General features: G+C 69.6%; 12 protein-coding genes. 4 read left to right on the top strand and 8 right to left on the bottom strand.

Annotation, left to right across the window (positions count from 1 at the left end):
* Positions 1 to 11: 11 nt before the first annotated feature.
* The 5 genes from KV203_RS01510 to KV203_RS01490 all read right to left on the bottom strand — a co-directional run bounded on the left by KV203_RS01510 (position 12) and on the right by KV203_RS01490 (position 7,691).
* A complete protein-coding gene (locus tag KV203_RS01510; protein ID WP_066466986.1) occupies positions 12 to 3,323 on the bottom strand; it encodes a transglutaminase family protein in 3,312 nt (1,103 codons plus the stop codon).
* 161 nt (positions 3,324 to 3,484) lie between these two features.
* A complete protein-coding gene (locus tag KV203_RS01505; RefSeq protein WP_066466987.1) occupies positions 3,485 to 5,773 on the bottom strand; it encodes a hypothetical protein in 2,289 nt (762 codons plus the stop codon).
* 37 nt (positions 5,774 to 5,810) lie between these two features.
* Positions 5,811 to 6,689: a GNAT family N-acetyltransferase gene (locus KV203_RS01500; protein ID WP_066466988.1), complete on the bottom strand. Its 879-nt coding sequence runs from the start codon at positions 6,687 to 6,689 to the stop codon at positions 5,811 to 5,813.
* A complete protein-coding gene (gene recR, locus KV203_RS01495) occupies positions 6,686 to 7,294 on the bottom strand; it encodes a recombination mediator RecR (protein ID WP_066467229.1) in 609 nt (202 codons plus the stop codon). The genes KV203_RS01500 and recR overlap by 4 nt, the downstream gene beginning before the upstream one ends.
* Positions 7,295 to 7,349: 55 nt before the next feature.
* Positions 7,350 to 7,691, bottom strand: coding sequence for a YbaB/EbfC family nucleoid-associated protein (locus tag KV203_RS01490; RefSeq protein WP_066466989.1), 342 nt, complete (start codon positions 7,689 to 7,691; stop codon positions 7,350 to 7,352).
* 127 nt (positions 7,692 to 7,818) lie between these two features.
* On the opposite strand from KV203_RS01490, the gene KV203_RS01485 reads away from it, so the two are divergent.
* On the top strand, positions 7,819 to 8,367 hold the full coding sequence (locus KV203_RS01485; RefSeq protein WP_157079657.1) for a hypothetical protein: 549 nt from the start codon (positions 7,819 to 7,821) through the stop codon (positions 8,365 to 8,367).
* A 53-nt stretch (positions 8,368 to 8,420) separates the two neighbouring features.
* Here the strand turns inward: KV203_RS01485 and KV203_RS01480 are convergent, their stop codons facing one another.
* Positions 8,421 to 8,855 (bottom strand): SRPBCC family protein, encoded by a 435-nt coding sequence (locus KV203_RS01480; protein ID WP_066466991.1) that lies wholly within the window; start codon positions 8,853 to 8,855, stop codon positions 8,421 to 8,423.
* Between the two features lie 131 nt (positions 8,856 to 8,986).
* On the opposite strand from KV203_RS01480, the gene KV203_RS01475 reads away from it, so the two are divergent.
* From KV203_RS01475 to KV203_RS01465, 3 genes are read left to right on the top strand one after another with little or no spacing between them, the layout of a single operon-like run.
* The gene (locus KV203_RS01475) at positions 8,987 to 10,399 is read left to right on the top strand and encodes an FAD-binding oxidoreductase (protein WP_066466992.1); all 1,413 of its coding nucleotides are present in this window, start codon (positions 8,987 to 8,989) and stop codon (positions 10,397 to 10,399) included.
* Between the two features lie 35 nt (positions 10,400 to 10,434).
* Positions 10,435 to 11,763, top strand: a complete 1,329-nt coding sequence (locus KV203_RS01470) for a class I SAM-dependent methyltransferase (protein ID WP_066467231.1) — start codon at positions 10,435 to 10,437, stop codon at positions 11,761 to 11,763.
* Between the two features lie 41 nt (positions 11,764 to 11,804).
* Positions 11,805 to 12,194, top strand: coding sequence for a VOC family protein (locus KV203_RS01465; protein ID WP_066467234.1), 390 nt, complete (start codon positions 11,805 to 11,807; stop codon positions 12,192 to 12,194).
* Between the two features lie 22 nt (positions 12,195 to 12,216).
* On the opposite strand, the gene KV203_RS01460 is transcribed toward KV203_RS01465, so the two are convergent.
* Both KV203_RS01460 and KV203_RS01455 read right to left on the bottom strand, forming a co-directional pair.
* Positions 12,217 to 12,681 (bottom strand): SRPBCC family protein, encoded by a 465-nt coding sequence (locus KV203_RS01460; protein WP_066466993.1) that lies wholly within the window; start codon positions 12,679 to 12,681, stop codon positions 12,217 to 12,219.
* Positions 12,682 to 12,800: 119 nt separating this feature from the next.
* Complete coding sequence (locus KV203_RS01455; protein WP_066466994.1) at positions 12,801 to 16,079, bottom strand: serine/threonine-protein kinase; 3,279 nt, start codon at positions 16,077 to 16,079, stop codon at positions 12,801 to 12,803.
* Positions 16,080 to 16,207: the final 128 nt, after the last annotated feature.

Raw genomic sequence — 16,207 nt, 5'->3', positions numbered from 1 at the left:
CGGCGGGCCGGCTACCCGGTGCCGGTCTGCACCGTGCGCGCCCGCCGAAGGTCCAGGATGCCCGGCGCGCCGAGGTCGACGTGGGATCGGGCGATCTTCTCCCGTAGGTCTGACAAATGTACCGGCGCGGCCTGGTGACCGGTAGCGGTGAATCGACCGTTTCGTCGCGATTCGGCCTCGACCGCGTTGACCGGTGGAACGTCGTACGAGCGGCCCCCGGGATGTGCGACGTGGTAGGTGCAGCCGCCGTGGGACAGCCCGGTGGCCGCGTCCACCAGGTCGAACACCAGCGGGCCGTCCACGGTCAGGGTCGGGTGCAGCGAGCTCGGCGGCTGCCACGCCCGGAACCGCACCCCGGCTACCTGCACATCCGGCTGGTCGGTGGCGAGCAGCGGGACCGGGAAGCCGTTGCAGGTCAGCACGTACCGGTCCCGGTCGGCGCCGACCAGCCGCACCTGCAGCCGCTCCACCGACGAGTCGACGTAGCGGGCGGTACCGGTCCCGGCGGCTTCCTCGCCGAGCGTGCGCCACGGCTCGATCGCACCACGCAGCTCGATCTCGGCGCCGGCGACCACGGCAGTACCGATCCGGGGGAAGCGGAACTCGGTGAACGGATCGAGCCAGCTGGTCTCGAAATCGATTCCGGCTGCCCGCAGGTCCGCGGCGACCTCGGCGATGTCGGCCGTCACGAAGTGCGGTAGCAGGTAGCGGCCGTGCAGGTTCGCACCGTGTCGGAGCAACGGCGCGCGTAACGGCTGCTCCCAGAACCACGCCACCAGGCCGCGCACCAGCAGCGACTGCACCAATGCCATCTGCGGGTGCGGCGGCATCTCGAACCCGCGCAGCTCCAGCAGACCGAGCCGGCCCCGGGCCGAATCCGGGCTGTACAGCTTGTCGATGCAGAATTCGGCCCGGTGGGTGTTGCCGGTGATGTCGGTGAGCAGGTGCCGCAGCGCTCGATCCACCGCCCACGGGGGCGCCGCATCGGCACCCAGCCGGGCCAGCTCGGCAAACGCGATCTCCAGCTCGTAGAGCGCGTCCTCGCGGCCCTCGTCAGCTCGCGGTGCCTGCGAGGTGGTGCCGACGAATCGGCCGGCGAACAGGTACGACAGCGCCGGGTGGCGTTGCCAATAGGTCAACATCGAGACCAGCAGGTCCGGCCGGCGCAGCAGCGGCGAGTCGGCCGGGGTGGCACCGCCCAGGGTGATGTGGTTGCCGCCACCGGTACCGCCGTGGGTGCCGTCCACGTCGAACGACTCGGTGGACAGCCGGGCGAGGCGCGCCTGGCCGTACAGCGTTTCCAACAGCTCGGTCTGCTCGGCGAACGAACCGGTCGGCTGCACGTTGACCTCGATCACCCCGGGGTCCGGGGTGATCGTGAGCGCCTGCAGCCGGGGGTCCGGCGGCGGCCCGTAGCCCTCGACCACCACCGGCTGATCCAGCGTCGCCGCCGCCTCTTCGATCCGGGCGACCAGGTCGACGAAGTGTTCCAGATCCTCGGTCGGCGGCAGGAAGACGTACAACAGCCCGTCGCGGACCTCGGCGACCAGCGCGGTCACCGGCATCTTCGCGGCCGGGACCACCGGAACCGGAGCCTCCGGCGCCCCCGAGGAGCGCAACGGCGGCCGCGGTGCCAGCGGATCGGCCGGGTTCTCCGGCGGGGGTGGCGACCAGTCGATCGCGTCCAACGGGAGCCGCAACCCGGCCGGCGAATCGCCGGCCAGCAATACGATTCGGCCGCGACGCAGCCGCCAGTCCGCGCTCGCCCAGCCTTCGTCGGCGTGGTGCAGCGGCAGCAGATAGCCGGCCGGGTCGGTCACCGCGCCGTCCAGTTCGGCGAGCAGGTCGGCGCGGGCATCCGGGGTGTCCGGAACCAGATCGACCTCGACCGGATGACCGGCGGGCAACCGCACCGCGGCGGCCAGCCGGGCCAGCGAGTCCTCGAAGACCGGTCGAACCTGGCTGCGCGGCAGGCCGAGCGACTCGGCGAGGGTATCCAGGAACTGGTGCGCAGTGCCGGCGTCGGTGTCCCGGGTCTGGTGCGGCGACCACGGGTCGGCGAGCAGGCTCGGGTCCGACCAGAGCGGGCCGCCGTCGGTGCGCCAGTAGAGCGCGATCTGCCAGCGCGGCAACGGCTCCCCGGGATACCACTTGCCCTGGGCACGATGCACCAGGCCGGCCGGCGCGTAGATCCGTTTCAGCCGAGCGGCCAGATCGTCGGCCCGTTCCCGCTTCTGCGGGCCGTCTGCGTCGACGGTCCATTCCTTCGCGGTCTGATCGTCGATCGAGACGAAGGTGGGTTCGCCGCCGACGGTCAATCGGATGTCCGCCTCGGCCGCCCGCGAGTCCAGCTTCGCTCCCGCGGCGACGATCGAAGCCCATTGGGAATCGTTGTACGGCAAGGTCACTCGCGGGTCTTCGTGGACTCGCCGGACGATGTTGGCGAACTCCAGCGTCGACCGGCACGGGCCGGTGCTGCCGGTGATCGCGGCCGACGTGTTCGGCGCCGGCGTCGCCGCCAGCGGGATGTGTCCCTCGCCGGCGAACAAGCCGGACGTCGGATCCAGACCGACCCACCCGGCGCCCGGCAGATATACCTCGGTCCAGGCATGCAGGTCGGTGAAGTCTGCCGCCGGGCCGGACGGACCGTCCAACGACTCGACGTCGGCGGCCAGCTGCACCAGGTAGCCGGAGACGAATCGGGCCGCCAGGCCCAGCTCGCGCAGCACCGAGACCAGCAGCCAGGCCGAGTCCCGGCAGGAGCCGATCGCCGTGCTCAGGGTGTGGTCCGGGGTCTGTACGCCCGGCTCCATCCGCACCGAGTACCCGACGTCCGAGCAGAGCGCCTGGTTCAGCCGGACCAGGAAATCGATGGTGCGGATCCGTTCCTCGGGCCAACGGTGGTCGGCGGCCCACTGACGCACCAACCGTCCCGGCCCCGAACCAGGATCGGCCTCGTCGACCCGCCGAAGATAGGGCTCGAGGTCGGCGGTGAGCTCGGGCGGGTAGCCGAATCCGGCGTACTCGGCGTAGTCCTCGACGAAGAAGTCGAACGGGTTGATCACCTCCAGATCGGCGATCAGCCCAACGGTGATCGACAGCTCGCGGGTGGGTTCCAGGAACACCAAGCGCGCCAGGAAATTACCGAACGCGTCCTGTTGCCAGTTGACGAAGTGGGTTTCCGGGGTGACCCGCAGCGAGTATGCATCGATCTTCGTCCGGGAATGCGGTGCCGGACGCAACCGCACGACGTGCGGGTGGACCTCGACGAGCCGATCGAACGTGTAGATGGTCCGATGTTCCAGCGCGACTTTGACTCCCATTCCCCCAGTGGAGCACAGCTACCCCGGGCGCGCTCGCCGCCGGAGGCCGCTGCGCGGGGAACAGTGCGCTGCGCCCGGTATGACGCGCGCACCGCGTCAGAATGCGCGCGGCGGACGGGACCGACAGACCGTCCGCACCTTCGGGAGTTCCGAACCGTCTCTCACAGATCGGTCTCGGTCGGTCGGACGGTCGGGCCCGGGTCGAGCGGCGTGCCCGCCGGGAGCAGGTCGGATTGGAGCTCGCCGATCGCGTCCGCGTACTCGGGCCGCGTCCAGAACCCCGAATGCCCGCAGATCCCGTCCGGTACGTCGGCCAAGGTGCGGGCGTCGAGCAGTCGTCGGTCGACCGCGCCGGGCCGGGGATCGAGGACCCAGCCACCGATCGGATCGGTGTACGCCCACAGGTTGATCCAGCGGGCCGGCTGCCGATCTCGCAGGGCACTCAGCGCCGCCGGCCCGAAGTAGGCGGGAAAGTTCCCGGTGTACAACCGGCGCAGCGGCGAGCCGAAGCTGAGCAGCCCGATCCGCTCCGGGTTCGGCCGGTGCTGCAGCAGTGCAGCGGCCGCGATGACGCTGCCCTGACTGTGTGCGGATAGCACCACCCGCCGCTGCGGATCGGCGGCCAGTTCGCCGAGCCGCGCGCGTAGTTCCGGTACGGTGCGGGCGCCGTAGCACGGTGGGGTGAGCGGGTGGTTGGCCCGCGGCCAGAAGGTGACCACGTCCCACAGCACGGCTACCTCCCGGCGCAACCCGCGATCCCGGTAGGCCGCCACCACCAGCGCACCGAGTGCCCCGACCATGCCCGCGGTGATCAGCACGCTGGCCGCGGTGAGCGTGCTCGCGCGGCCGGGTAGGGCCTCGAAGCCACCCTGGTCGGAGAAGTACCACCAGGCCATTGCGGCCATCCCGGCAACGGTCGCCAGCGCCAACCCGGCGACGGTCACCGTCAGCAGGTCGGCCAACGACGCGCTCGCGCGGGCCCGGGCGATCCGTGCTATCCGAGGATCGTCGGCGCGTGCACCCGGATAGTCGTCGAGCACCCCGGCAATCGCCTGCCGGGCCCGTGTCCGGCCCAGCTGACGCAGCACCACGGCAGCGACCGCGGCGACCAGCAACAGACCGACGATCGCGACCGCCGCCCAGGCGTACGGCGGTGCGACGATGATCGGCGCGGCCTCGCCCGGCATCGCCAGCAACGCTTCGGCGCGCGCGGTCGAGACCACCACGTCGCCGAGCAGTTCGGCAGCCAACAGCCCGAGGCCGACGCTGAACGCGCCGCCGACCAGCCAACCGATCAGCGCCACGTACCAGGCGGTGTACCCGCGCAGGGTCGCCCGGTGGCCGACCGGATCGGCGGCCGCCGGCACGGTTCGCTTGGCCAGCGCGATCGCACCGAGCAGGCCGGCGAGCAAGCCGACCTGGACCGCCAGGACCACATAGATCGCACCGCGCAGGCCGGGCAGATGCGTGGGGGGTGCGGGATAGTCGACCGCAGCGACCGCCGTCCAGACCAGCGATCCCGCGAGGACCGCGAGGGACAACCAGCGCAGCGCCGACAGCGGCCGGGTGCTGCGATCGGCGCTCGCGCCGCCCCGCCCGGTCGTCCGGTTCCAGGCCGTCGCAGCGATCACCACGGCCAGGATGAGCGCGTTCAGCGACAACAGCCCCAGCCCGACCCAGCGACCGCCGGTCGCGTATCGCGTCGGCGCCGCCAGCACGATCGCGGCCAGGCCGGCCGCCCACGCGGTCACGTGGCAGGCGCGTAGCCGCCGGATCGAGTCGTCGGCAAACCAGAACTCGGCCGCCGCCAGCGGCACCTCGTCGCGCAGCACCGCCGGATCGGGCGGAGTTCGGTCCGGGTCGTAACGCAGGTTCTCCCGCCCGAGCAACCACAGCACGGCGATCACCGCCACCAGCGGCAACGCGCCGAACGCCAGCTGCGGCCCGCGCTCCCACCCGGCGAAGAAGAAGGCCGGCCCGAACGAGTCGTGGCAGCGATCGGTGCTACCGCACTGCCAGACCGCCGAATCGAGCACCGCAGCCGCGCCGGCGAGCAGCAGGGTCAGGGTGAACGACAGGGCAAGCAACCGGAGCAGGCCCACCGCGATCGACGCGAACCGGCGATGCCGGGTCGGCGGCGGCAGCATCCAATGCGCGAGGTCGATCAGGATGAACGGCAGAAAGAGCAGCCACACCGCGCGACTGGCCGGGCCCGACGTGAGCCCACCCCACGAGTACGCCTCGACGACCCGACGCCAGGCCGGCCCGGATCCCGCCGGGGCGGCCGCGGGCAACCGGTAGAAGCCGGCCCGGGCGTCGCCGGCGACCCGGACGGACTCGCCCGCGGAACTGCCGAGCAAGGCATCCGGGCCGGTGCCGGACACGCCGTGCACCCGCAGTTCGACCACCGCACCCGACCGATCGTCGCCGGACGAGCCCCCGTTCGTCATGTCGTCATTGTGCCCGCGGCTTCATTGTGCCCGCGGCTCAGGCGGGGCGGGTGATGCCGACCGTGACGTTGTCGCCGACCGGCCGATAGCCGATCACGTCGTAGACGGCGGTCGAGACCGGGTTTGCTCGATCGGTGTACAGGCACACCCGGGACTCCCGGCGCAGCCGAACGCTCAACTCGTAGACCGCGGCACGGGCGAAACCACGTCCGCGTAGCCGCTCGGGCGTGTACACCGGCGCGACGGCGGCGACCCCGAACGTCGGTGCCCGGTGTCCGACCAAGCTGACCGGCACGCCGCCACACTCCCACAGGTGGATCGCGCCGCGGGCGATGGCGCGGCGGATCTCGTCCGGCGTCGGACCCGCCAGCTGGTTCGTCGGACCGCCGCCCTGCGCGGCCGCGTCCCGGCGAAAGGTGCCGTACCACTCGATACACAGATCGGCGTCGGCCGGACCGGCGACGCGCAACCAGCCCGGCGGGGCCAACGGTGGCTTCGGCTCCAAGAACTCGTGTAACCGGGTTCGACCGGTGACCGCCGAGCTCTCGCCGCGACGGCGAGCCAGTTCCGCACCGAACTCGACCACGCTGGGCGGCTCGCCGGTAACGCAGGTAAGGGTCCGATCCGCCACCAGCCGATCGACCAGGACCGACACCGCTGCGGGGGGAAACCGGCCGATCCACGCCGGATACGGCGCAGGCGCGTTGCGCATCGCCACGCCGGTCGGCACGCCACCGACGACCGCGGTGGCGAACCACGGTCGATACGGCAGATCGCTCGCCACCGACCGCTCGAGCGTCTGGGTCGCGACCGAGGCGATCACCGTGTATCGAACGGGTTCGGCAGCCAGCAGTCCACCCGCCCGGTGCAGAAACTCGCCGGCATCGTCGGTGAACTCGACCCGAACCTCGCTCACATCGCCCGCCTACCGGACAGTGCCCGACCCAGGGTGAGCTCGTCGGCGAACTCCAGATCCCCACCCATCGGCAGTCCGGACGCCAACCGGGTGACCGACAGCCCGGGAAAATCTCGCAGCATCCGGACCAGGTAGGTGGCCGTCGCCTCGCCTTCGGTGTTCGGGTCGGTGGCGATGATCACCTCGGCGACGTCCACCCCGTCGGACTGATTACCGATCCGCGTGAGCAGTTCCCGGATCCGCAACTGGTCCGGGCCGACGCCGCTGAGCGGATCGAGCGCGCCGCCGAGCACGTGATACCGGCCCCGGAACTCGCGGGTCCGCTCGATCGCCTGCACATCTTTCGGCTCCTCGACCACACAGATCATGGTGCGGTCGCGACGCGGATCGGCGCAGATCCGGCATTGTTCGGCGTCGGAGACCGTGCCGCACACCACGCAGAATTGCACCCCGTCCCGAACCCGTTGCAGCGCATTCTGCAGCCGTTCGATATCCGGCGGTTCGACCGACAGTAGATGAAAAGCAATACGTTGAGCGCTTTTCGGACCGATACCGGGGAGCTTGCCGAGTTCGTCGATCAGGTCCTGAACCGGGCCCTCGAACAACACGTTCCTTTCGGCGGGCAGTACTGGCGAACTATGTCCCGGAACCGAGCGCCGGCTACCTGCCGGGCAGGCCCGGCAATCCGGACCCGCCGAGCGCACCGGCGAGCGGGCCCATCTTCTCGCTTGCCAACCGCTGCGCATTCCCGCCCGCGGCGTTGACCGCGCCGATCACCAAGTCCTGCAGGGTCTCCACGTCATCCGGATCGACCACCTTCGGATCGATGGTCAACGCGACCAGCTCACCGCTGCCCTTGACGGTCGCGCGCACCAAACCGCCGCCCGCCTCGCCGGAAACCTCGGTGACGGCAATCTCGGCCTGCGCGGCGAGCAGCGCCTGCTGCATCTGCTGGGCTTGCGCGAACAATTGCTGCATATCCGGCGGCTCACCTGGCTGCATAACGATCCTCTCGTGCGCGGCGTATCCGTCCTCAGCCTAGCCGGGCGCGTTAAAGTAACGGAAAAGTACGTGGTTTCGATGTGCTCTAGAAGCAATCGTCCAGTTACCTCGCGGAGGCAGCTTTAGCATGCGCATGTTCCGAACCAAGCTCGCTCTCACCGCGCTGCTCATGGCCGCTCCTCTTTTCGGCGCCGGCCAAGCCGCTGCCGCGGAGCCCATCTCGTACGGCGGCGACTGTGTGCTGCAGCCGGATAATCGCGCCGCGACCGTCGCCGCGCTGAACACCAAATGCAACGGCTACCAGCTCTACGACATCTACTCGAAGGCCACCCCGGGCACCGTGCCGAACGGCCGGAAGGCCGGCCTGGTCAACACCCCGTCGATCATGGTGCCGATCGCCTCCCCACTCTGGTACGGCAAGGTGTTCTTCACCGGCGGGAGCGGCGGGTACCTGACCAATCAGACCATCGCCGGCGACATGGTGAACGCCGACGTGCGGTTGGGTCCGTCACCACTCGACGGAAAGCCGGCCTGGGTGCTCGATTACACCAACTCGCCGGCGCCGTTCATCGTGGACGAGATCCGCGAGGTGACGCCCGGCGTCTGGTTCGGTTACTCGTGGTGGCGCCGAGAAGCCGGCGAGAAGACCCCCCTGCTCACCTTCATCCTGTCCTGAACCAGGCGACCCGACGCGCGCCCACCGGTCTCGCCGGCGGGCGCGCGTCGCGCTCAGCTCAGTTCCCGGGCCAGATTCGCCAACAGCTCGTCCTGGATCTTGCGCAGGCCGATCGGGGCGAAGATGCCTTCGAAGATGCCGCCGATCCCGCCGGCACCCTGCCAGCGAGTAGCCAGCTCCACCTGCGCGCTGCTGCCGCTCGGCGTCACGGTCCAGGTGGTCACCATCGACGAGTTCGCGTCGGTCTCGGTGACGACGTTGTCGACCACCTCGACGGTGGCCCGCACCTTGCGGACCCGCTTGGACGTCGCCTGCAGCGTCCATTCGGCGACGGTGCCGGCGCCGATACCGCCCGCGACCACGCGGTAATCACGGTACTGCGCCGGCAGGATGCGCGGCCGAACCGTCTGGTAGTCGACGATCGCCGCAAGCGCTCGGGCGGGATCGACCGACACGGTGATCGAACTGACTGCGGATACTTCGCCCACGGGCACCGTCTCCCTGATAGAAATTGCTGTTCTGTTGCCAACCGGGCAGATCGCCCGCCGAGTCTGCAGCCTACCCGGACCGGAAGGTTCCTTCGGTGGCCGAACGAGTTGACTCCGACTAACTTCGGGGTATGCCAGTGACCGCCGGTCGCGACCCGATACCCAGCGAAGCAGCGCACCGGGCTGCCGTGCAGACCCTGCTGGCGAGCTACCGGGCGATCCCGCCGCAGGCAACCGTGCGACTGGCGAAGAAGACGTCCAACCTCTTCCGCGCCCGCGCCGAAACCACGGCGCCCGGCCTGGACGTCTCGGGTCTCGCCCGGGTGATCGCCGTCGATCCGGGCGCCCGCACGGCCGACGTCGGCGGCATGACCACCTACGAGGACCTGGTCGCCGCCACGCTCCCGCACGGCCTCGCGCCGCTGGTCGTGCCCCAGCTGAAAACGATCACCCTGGGCGGTGCGGTCACCGGACTCGGGATCGAATCCAGCTCGTTCCGCAACGGGCTGCCGCACGAGTCGGTGCTCGAGCTGGATGTGCTCACCGGTGACGGCGCTATCGTCCGCGCGACCCCACCGAGCGGGCCCGGCGATTCTCGGCTGTACCGCGGTTTCCCGAACTCGTACGGGACCCTCGGCTACGCCACCCGACTGAAGATCGAACTGGAGCCGGTGCTGCCGTTCGTCGCCCTACGTCATCTCCGGTTTGCCGAGCTGTCCGCGGCGCAGGAAACCATGGATGCCGTGGTGACGGAACGGAGCTACGCCGGCGAGCGGGTCGACTATCTGGACGGCGTGGTGTTCGGTCGCGACGAGTGCTACCTCACCCTGGGCCGACAGACCGACGAGCCCGGACCGGTCAGCGACTACACCGGGATGGACATCTACTACCGCTCGATTCGGCGCCGGTCCACCGACCGATTGACCGTGCACGACTATCTGTGGCGCTGGGACACCGACTGGTTCTGGTGCTCGCGAGCGTTCGGCGCGCAGCACCCACGGATTCGCCGGTTCTGGCCGAAACGCTACCGGCGCAGCAGCTTCTACTGGAAGCTGATCGCCCTCGACCAGCGCTACGGCGTCGCCGACCGGCTCGAGGCGCGGCGCGGCAATCCGCCGCGCGAGCGGGTGGTGCAGGACATCGAAGTCCCGATCGAGCAAACCGCCGGCTTCCTCGACTGGTTCCTGCGTGAGATACCGATCGAGCCGATCTGGCTGTGCCCGTTGCGGTTGCGCGAGCCCGGTCCGGTCGGCGGGCCACGACCGTGGCCGCTGTACCCACTCGAACCGGAGCGCACCTACGTCAACATCGGATTCTGGTCGTCGGTGCCGGCCGCCGTCGATGCGCCCGGGGCGGCGAACCGCGCCATCGAGCACAAGGTGGCCGAGCTCGGCGGGCATAAATCGCTCTACTCCGACGCCTTCTACACCGCCGACGAGTTCGCCGTACTCTACGGCGGCGACGAATATCCCTCGCTCAAAAACAGTTACGACCCGCACGATCGACTTCTCGACCTATATGCAAAGGCGGTGCAACGACAGTGACCCCCAACCTCCGGGACGTGTCCAACCTCCGCGATATGACGAGCCTGAAGGACGCCGTGTTCCGCGATCCCGCCGAAAACCTCGTCGACCTGACCCGCAAACTGTCCGTCGCGGAAGCGTTCGGGCTCCTGGTGGACGGCGACCTGCCGGTCCGGGTGACCGCCTACGACGGCAGCAGCACCGGTCCCGCCGAATCGCCCTACACGCTGGATCTGCGCACTCGTCGAGGGGTGCATTATCTGGCCGCAGCCCCGGGCGATCTCGGCCTGGCCCGCGCCTACGTCGCCGGTGACCTGGGGGTCGACGGGATCGAGCCCGGCAATCCGTACCCGATCCTGCGCGCGATCAGCGATCTGAAACTGCGCCGGCCGAACGCGCTGCAGATCGCGGCGATCACCCGGTCGCTCGGCTGGGACGTATTCCGTCCGGTCGCCCCGCCGCCGCAGGAATCGCCGGCCCGCTGGCGCCGGCTCACCGACGGCCTCCGCCACTCGCGGACCCGCGACGCCGAGGCGATCTCGCACCACTACGACGTTTCGAACACGTTCTACGAGCATGTACTGGGCCCGTCGATGACGTACACCTGCGCCTGCTACGAAGATCGGGCGTGGTCGCTGGAGCAGGCGCAAGAGAACAAGTACCGGTTGATCTTCGACAAGTTGCGCCTGACCGACGGCGACCGGCTGCTCGACATCGGTTGCGGCTGGGGCGGGATGGTCCGCTACGCGGCCCGCCGCGGGGTCCGGGTGGTCGGCGCAACGCTGTCCCGCCGGCAAGCCGAGTGGGCACAGAAGGCGATCGCCGACGAGGGGCTGACCGGACTCGCCGAGGTGCGGCACAGCGACTACCGGGACGTCACCGAGACCGAGTTCGACGCCGTGTCCTCGATCGGCCTGACCGAGCACATCGGCGTGACCAACTATCCCGACTACTTCGGTTTCGTCCAGCGCAAGCTGCGCGACGGCGGCCTGTTCCTGAACCACTGCATCACCCGGCCGGGCAACCTGCGCGCCGCCCGGGCGGGCGACTTCATCGACCGGTATGTGTTTCCCGACGGGGAGCTGACCGGCTCCGGCCGGATCATCTCCGACATCCAGGACATCGGGATGGAGGTCGTGCACGAAGAGAACCTGCGTGAGCACTATGCACTCACACTGGAGCAGTGGTGCGACAACCTGGTCCGCAACTGGGACGCCTGCGTCGCCGAGGTCGGCGAAGGCACCGCCAAGGTGTGGGGCCTGTACCTGGCCGGTTCCCGACTCGGGTTCGAGCGCAACGTGATCCAGCTACACCACGTGCTCGCCACCAAGCTGGGCCCGGACGGCCGCAGCACCTTGCCGCTGCGGCCCTGGTGGAACGCCTGACCGCCGTCGCCGACGGCCACGCCGGACGGCATGCTTACCCGATGCCAACTCCCCGTTTCGATCTGATCGGCATCGTGGTCGCCGACATGGCTCGTTCACTCGCGTTCTACCGTCGGCTCGGCCTGGACCTGCCGGCCGCCGCGGACGACGAACCGCACGTCGAGGTGACGCTGCCGGGCGGTATCCGGCTCGCCTGGGACGCCGTATCGACCGTCCAGTCCTTCGACCCGGATTTCGAGCCGCGGCCGGGCAACACGATCAGCCTGGCGTTTCTGCTCGACTCCCCGACCGAGGTGGACGCCACCTACACCCGGCTGGTCGACGCCGGCTACACCGGCCACCGCGCGCCGTGGGACGCGTTCTGGGGTCAGCGGTACGCGGTCGTGCACGATCCGGACGGGCACGGCGTCGACCTGTTCGCTCCGCTCTGACGCGAGGCGAGGCGGCGCGGCGTCAGCCGCGTTCCGCCTCCGCCTTGATCTTGGCCAGGGTGTCGGTCATGCCGTCGCGCAGTTCCGCGGCGAACGCGTCGGTGCCGCCGAAGGCCATGTTGGTCAGCCGCACCGACAGATCCGAGATGCCCTTGGGCGCTTCACGGCGTTCGATCAGTGTGGTGCCGGTTGCGGTCGGCTCGACGACGAAGCTCCAGACGGTCCAGTTCTCCCGGACCCGAAACGCCATCTCCCGCTCCGGGTCGTATCGGACGATCATCGACTGGGTCGGCCAGATCAGCAGCCCACGTCGATTGAGGTTGACGAACTTCGCCCCGACCTGCGGCCGGCCGCGCAGGAAGGTCTTGAAGTTCTGCGGGCTCCACCGCGCGATGTTGCGCGGGTCGGAGACCAACGACCAGACCGTCGACGGCGCCGCGGCGATCTCGGTGGACACCTCGATGGTGGGAACGTCGGTCAGCGGCATCGAAAACTCCTCGGCGAGCGATGGCCGACCACGTCGGACACCGGGCCGGCATGTCTGCCGATGGTAGGACCGAATCCGCCGCGACGCTGCCGAGTCGGATCTTCCGGTTGTGACACCGATCACCCGGAGCGGCCACGCAACGTCGCGATCTCCGGACCGGCGTCGTCGAGCAGACGTGACCAGCCGGTCCGATCGCAGGCAGCGACGGCCGGGGCGAGCACCTGCGCGGCTTCGTCGCGCTGATCTGCGGCGGCCAGACACCGGGCGTACAGAATTCGGGCCTCGACGGCGGCCAGCGGACGATCGTGTCGACCGACCCGATCGTGCAGTGCGCGGGCCCGCCGCGCCGCGTCGATCGCTCGATCGGCCATGAGCAGCTGCCGGATTCGTACCCGTTCGGCGACCTCGGCAGTCAGTCCGGCGACGCCACCGGTCGCCGCCGGCACGGTCGGCGGGGACCCGTCGGCCAGGCCCAGGCGCGCCTGTTCCTCGTAGACGTGGACGGCCAACCGGGGCAGCCGACGGTCGGCGGCGACCGCAGCACCGCGGCGCAGCCGCTCCCGAGCGGCCCCTGCGTCACCCCGAATCGCCTTGACCCGGGCACCGATCACGTAGGTCGCGATCATGAAATCCACCAAGCCGACGCTGTTCGCGCTGCGCAGGCTTTCGTCGAGCATCGCCTCGGCGGTCGTCAGGTCACCGGCGAGATAGGCGGCCTGTCCGGCCAGGGCGGTCACCATCAGCGCCCCGTGCGATCGCGCGCCGGCCCGGTCCTCGGCCGCCTGCAACGCCTGATCGAACGAGTCGGTGGCACCGGCCACGTCGAGCTGCTCGCGCGCGGCGATGCCCTGGTAACACAGCCCGTAGACCTGCCCGAGCGGGTCCGCTGCGGCCCGGTGATACGGCATTGCGCGATCTTGGACGGCGCGGGCGCCGGCGAAGTCGAACGCACAGATCGAGGCGTACGCGGTGACGTCGGCGGCGACCGACACCACCCAGACCGGCTCGCGGTCCGGGTGCGTCAGACAGTCGGCGACCAGCTCGACAAGCCCTTCGTCCCGGTCGGCGCGCACCTGATCCGCGGCGCGCAACGCCGCCGATCGCCGTGCGCGCGCGGCTTGCTCCGGCTCTACCTCGTCACCGCGGGACAGCAGGCCGCCGAACCGGCCGAGCAGTTGTCTGCCGTTGGGTCCCGGTTCGCCCGGAAGTTTCGACACCAGCTTGATCAGGCCGGACATCGGCGACGAGGTGAGCAACTCCTGCCCGCCGGACTCGAGCAGATCCATCGCGCGTTCGACGCCGGCCGCCGCTTTCGCATGGGCGACCGATTCGCGCAGCATCTGATGTTCGGCGAACCATCGGGAGGCCTTCAGGTGCAGCCCCCGGCGCCGGCCGGGATAACGCCGCTCCAGACGCGCCCGCAGATAGTCGGCAAACAACGGCTGGAAGCGGAACCATTCCGGATCGTCCAGGGTGCGATAGAGAAACAGGTTGGCCTGTTCGGCCGCCCGCAGCAGCGCGTCACCGTCGGATTCCCCGGACAACGCCATGGCAAGAGCGGGATCGACCCGGTGGGCGACCGACACCGCGGTCAGAAATTCGACCAGCGCCGGATCGACGCCGGCGAGCACGTTGTCGGTCAGGTACTCGGCGATCGCGTGCTGTTCGCCGCTGATCCGATCGAGCAGTTCGTCCGCATCGACCCGATCGCGGAGCGACAGGGCAACCAGTTGGACCGCCGCCGGCCAACCTTCGGTCGCCGCATGGAACCGGGCCAACTGCTCGAACCCGAGCGTCCGGCCGTGCCGTTCCACCAACAGCTCGCGAGTCTCCTCGGCGGTCAGCCGCAATGCCAACGCGTCGATCTCGGTGACCTCGTCGCGCGCCCGCCGATCGTTGAGCCCCAGCGTCGTCTGGGTTCGCGAGGTTACGATCAGCTGCGCCGGGCCGCGGGCATGTAGTACCAGGTAATCCATCGCCGCGCGGGCCGACTCGGCGGTAACCGTGTGCCAGTCGTCGAGCACGATCGCCATCGGTGTGCCGGCCGACTCGATCTGATCGATCAGGGTGGACAGCACATACTGCACCGAGCCGCCGCGCCCGCGCTGCAACTCCGCGTCCAGGTCGCCACCCAGTTCGGGCTGGGCCCGGCGGACCGCCTCGACCAGGTGCCCGGTAAACCGGACATCGTTGTCGTCGTCGCGGCCCAGGCACAACCAAGCGACCGGGATTCCCTCGGCGAGCAGCACCTCCCGCCACTGCGCGGCCAGCGTGGTCTTGCCGTAACCGGCCGGCGCGTGGATCACGGTCAGCTTGCGGTCCCGTCCGGCACGCAGCCGCCGAATCAGCCGAGCCCGTTCCAACGGCGGCCACGCGTGCTTCGGTGGCCGGAACTTGGCGCTGGCCGGCCGCGGCAAGGTTTGCGTCCAGGTGGGTCGCGGCGCGCGCTCGGTGGTCATCGGTGCGGTTACCACCATCGGCGCCTCGTCGGCATCGAGCTGCAACGCCATCTCGTCCGCCGGCAGACCGAGATGCTGCTGGACCTCACGCAACAATGCGCCGAGTTCGGCGGCGGTGTCCGGCCGACCTCGCGGGTCGGTGGCCATCGTCGATTCGATCACCGCGGCCACGTCGGCCGGGATGTCCTGATCCCGCAGATCGGGGATCGGCTGCTCGGTGATCCGGAGGAACTGCGCGACGATCTTCTCACCGGACTGCCGCTCGAATGCAGCGTGGCCGGTCAGCAAGCAGAACAGGGTGGCACCGAGGGAATAGACATCGGAGGCCGGCGTCGGTTCCCGGCCGCGCAGCACCTCGGGTGCGATGAACGCCGGCGAACCGGCGATCAGGCCGGTCGACGTTTGGAATCCACCGTTCACCCGGGCGATTCCGAAATCGGTCAGCTGCGGCTCACCGTACGAGGTGAGCAGGACGTTCGCCGGCTTCACATCTCGGTGCAGGATGCCGACCCGATGCGCGCTTTCCACCGCCCCGGCCAACTTCACCACGATGCGCGTTGCCTCAGGCCAGTCGAGCGGGCCCTGGGTGCGCACGATGTCGCCGAGCGAGCCGCGGGCGTGATACGGCATCACGATGTAGGGGCGACCGCTGAACGTGGTGTCGACCTGCAGAATGTCGACGATGTTCGGATGACCGGACAACTTGCCCATCGCACGTTCCTCACGCACGAATCGCTCGCGATGAACGTCGTCGATGTCGCCGTTGAGCACCTTCACCGCGACGACCCGGTCGAGCTCGGTCTGCACACACCGGTACACGACCCCGAAGCCGCCCCGGCCGACCTCGCGGGCCCCGGCCAGACCAACCGCTGCCAGCTCGGCGGCAAGGTCCTGGCGCAGGCCCAACTGCGTCGACTCGGGGTCCGGGAGTGAATCCATGTCATCACCTCGCCCGCTCGGATCAGCATAACTCGGATCCCGACCGCGTACGCCCCACCGCTTTTCGGGGGATGGACGACTTACCCCTCCGAATGATAGGCCGATACCGATCATGGTGCTAATTCGCC

This window comes from Skermania piniformis (genome assembly GCF_019285775.1).
GTDB lineage: Bacteria > Actinomycetota > Actinomycetes > Mycobacteriales > Mycobacteriaceae > Skermania > Skermania pinensis.
This window is presented reverse-complemented; position numbering and strand designations above follow the sequence as displayed.

Bases quoted from the DNA above. Each gene is read 5' to 3' on its own strand.
- KV203_RS01510 (WP_066466986.1), bottom strand. From the start codon at position 3,323: ATGGGAGTCAAAGTCGCGCTGGAACATCGGACCATCTACACGTTCGAT.
- KV203_RS01505 (WP_066466987.1), bottom strand. From the start codon at position 5,773: ATGACGAACGGGGGCTCGTCCGGCGACGATCGGTCGGGTGCGGTGGTC.
- KV203_RS01490 (WP_066466989.1), bottom strand. From the start codon at position 7,691: ATGCAGCCAGGTGAGCCGCCGGATATGCAGCAATTGTTCGCGCAAGCC.
- KV203_RS01485 (WP_157079657.1), top strand. From the start codon at position 7,819: ATGCGCATGTTCCGAACCAAGCTCGCTCTCACCGCGCTGCTCATGGCC.
- KV203_RS01475 (WP_066466992.1), top strand. From the start codon at position 8,987: ATGCCAGTGACCGCCGGTCGCGACCCGATACCCAGCGAAGCAGCGCAC.
- KV203_RS01470 (WP_066467231.1), top strand. From the start codon at position 10,435: ATGACGAGCCTGAAGGACGCCGTGTTCCGCGATCCCGCCGAAAACCTC.
- KV203_RS01465 (WP_066467234.1), top strand. From the start codon at position 11,805: ATGCCAACTCCCCGTTTCGATCTGATCGGCATCGTGGTCGCCGACATG.
- KV203_RS01460 (WP_066466993.1), bottom strand. From the start codon at position 12,681: ATGCCGCTGACCGACGTTCCCACCATCGAGGTGTCCACCGAGATCGCC.
- KV203_RS01455 (WP_066466994.1), bottom strand. From the start codon at position 16,079: ATGGATTCACTCCCGGACCCCGAGTCGACGCAGTTGGGCCTGCGCCAG.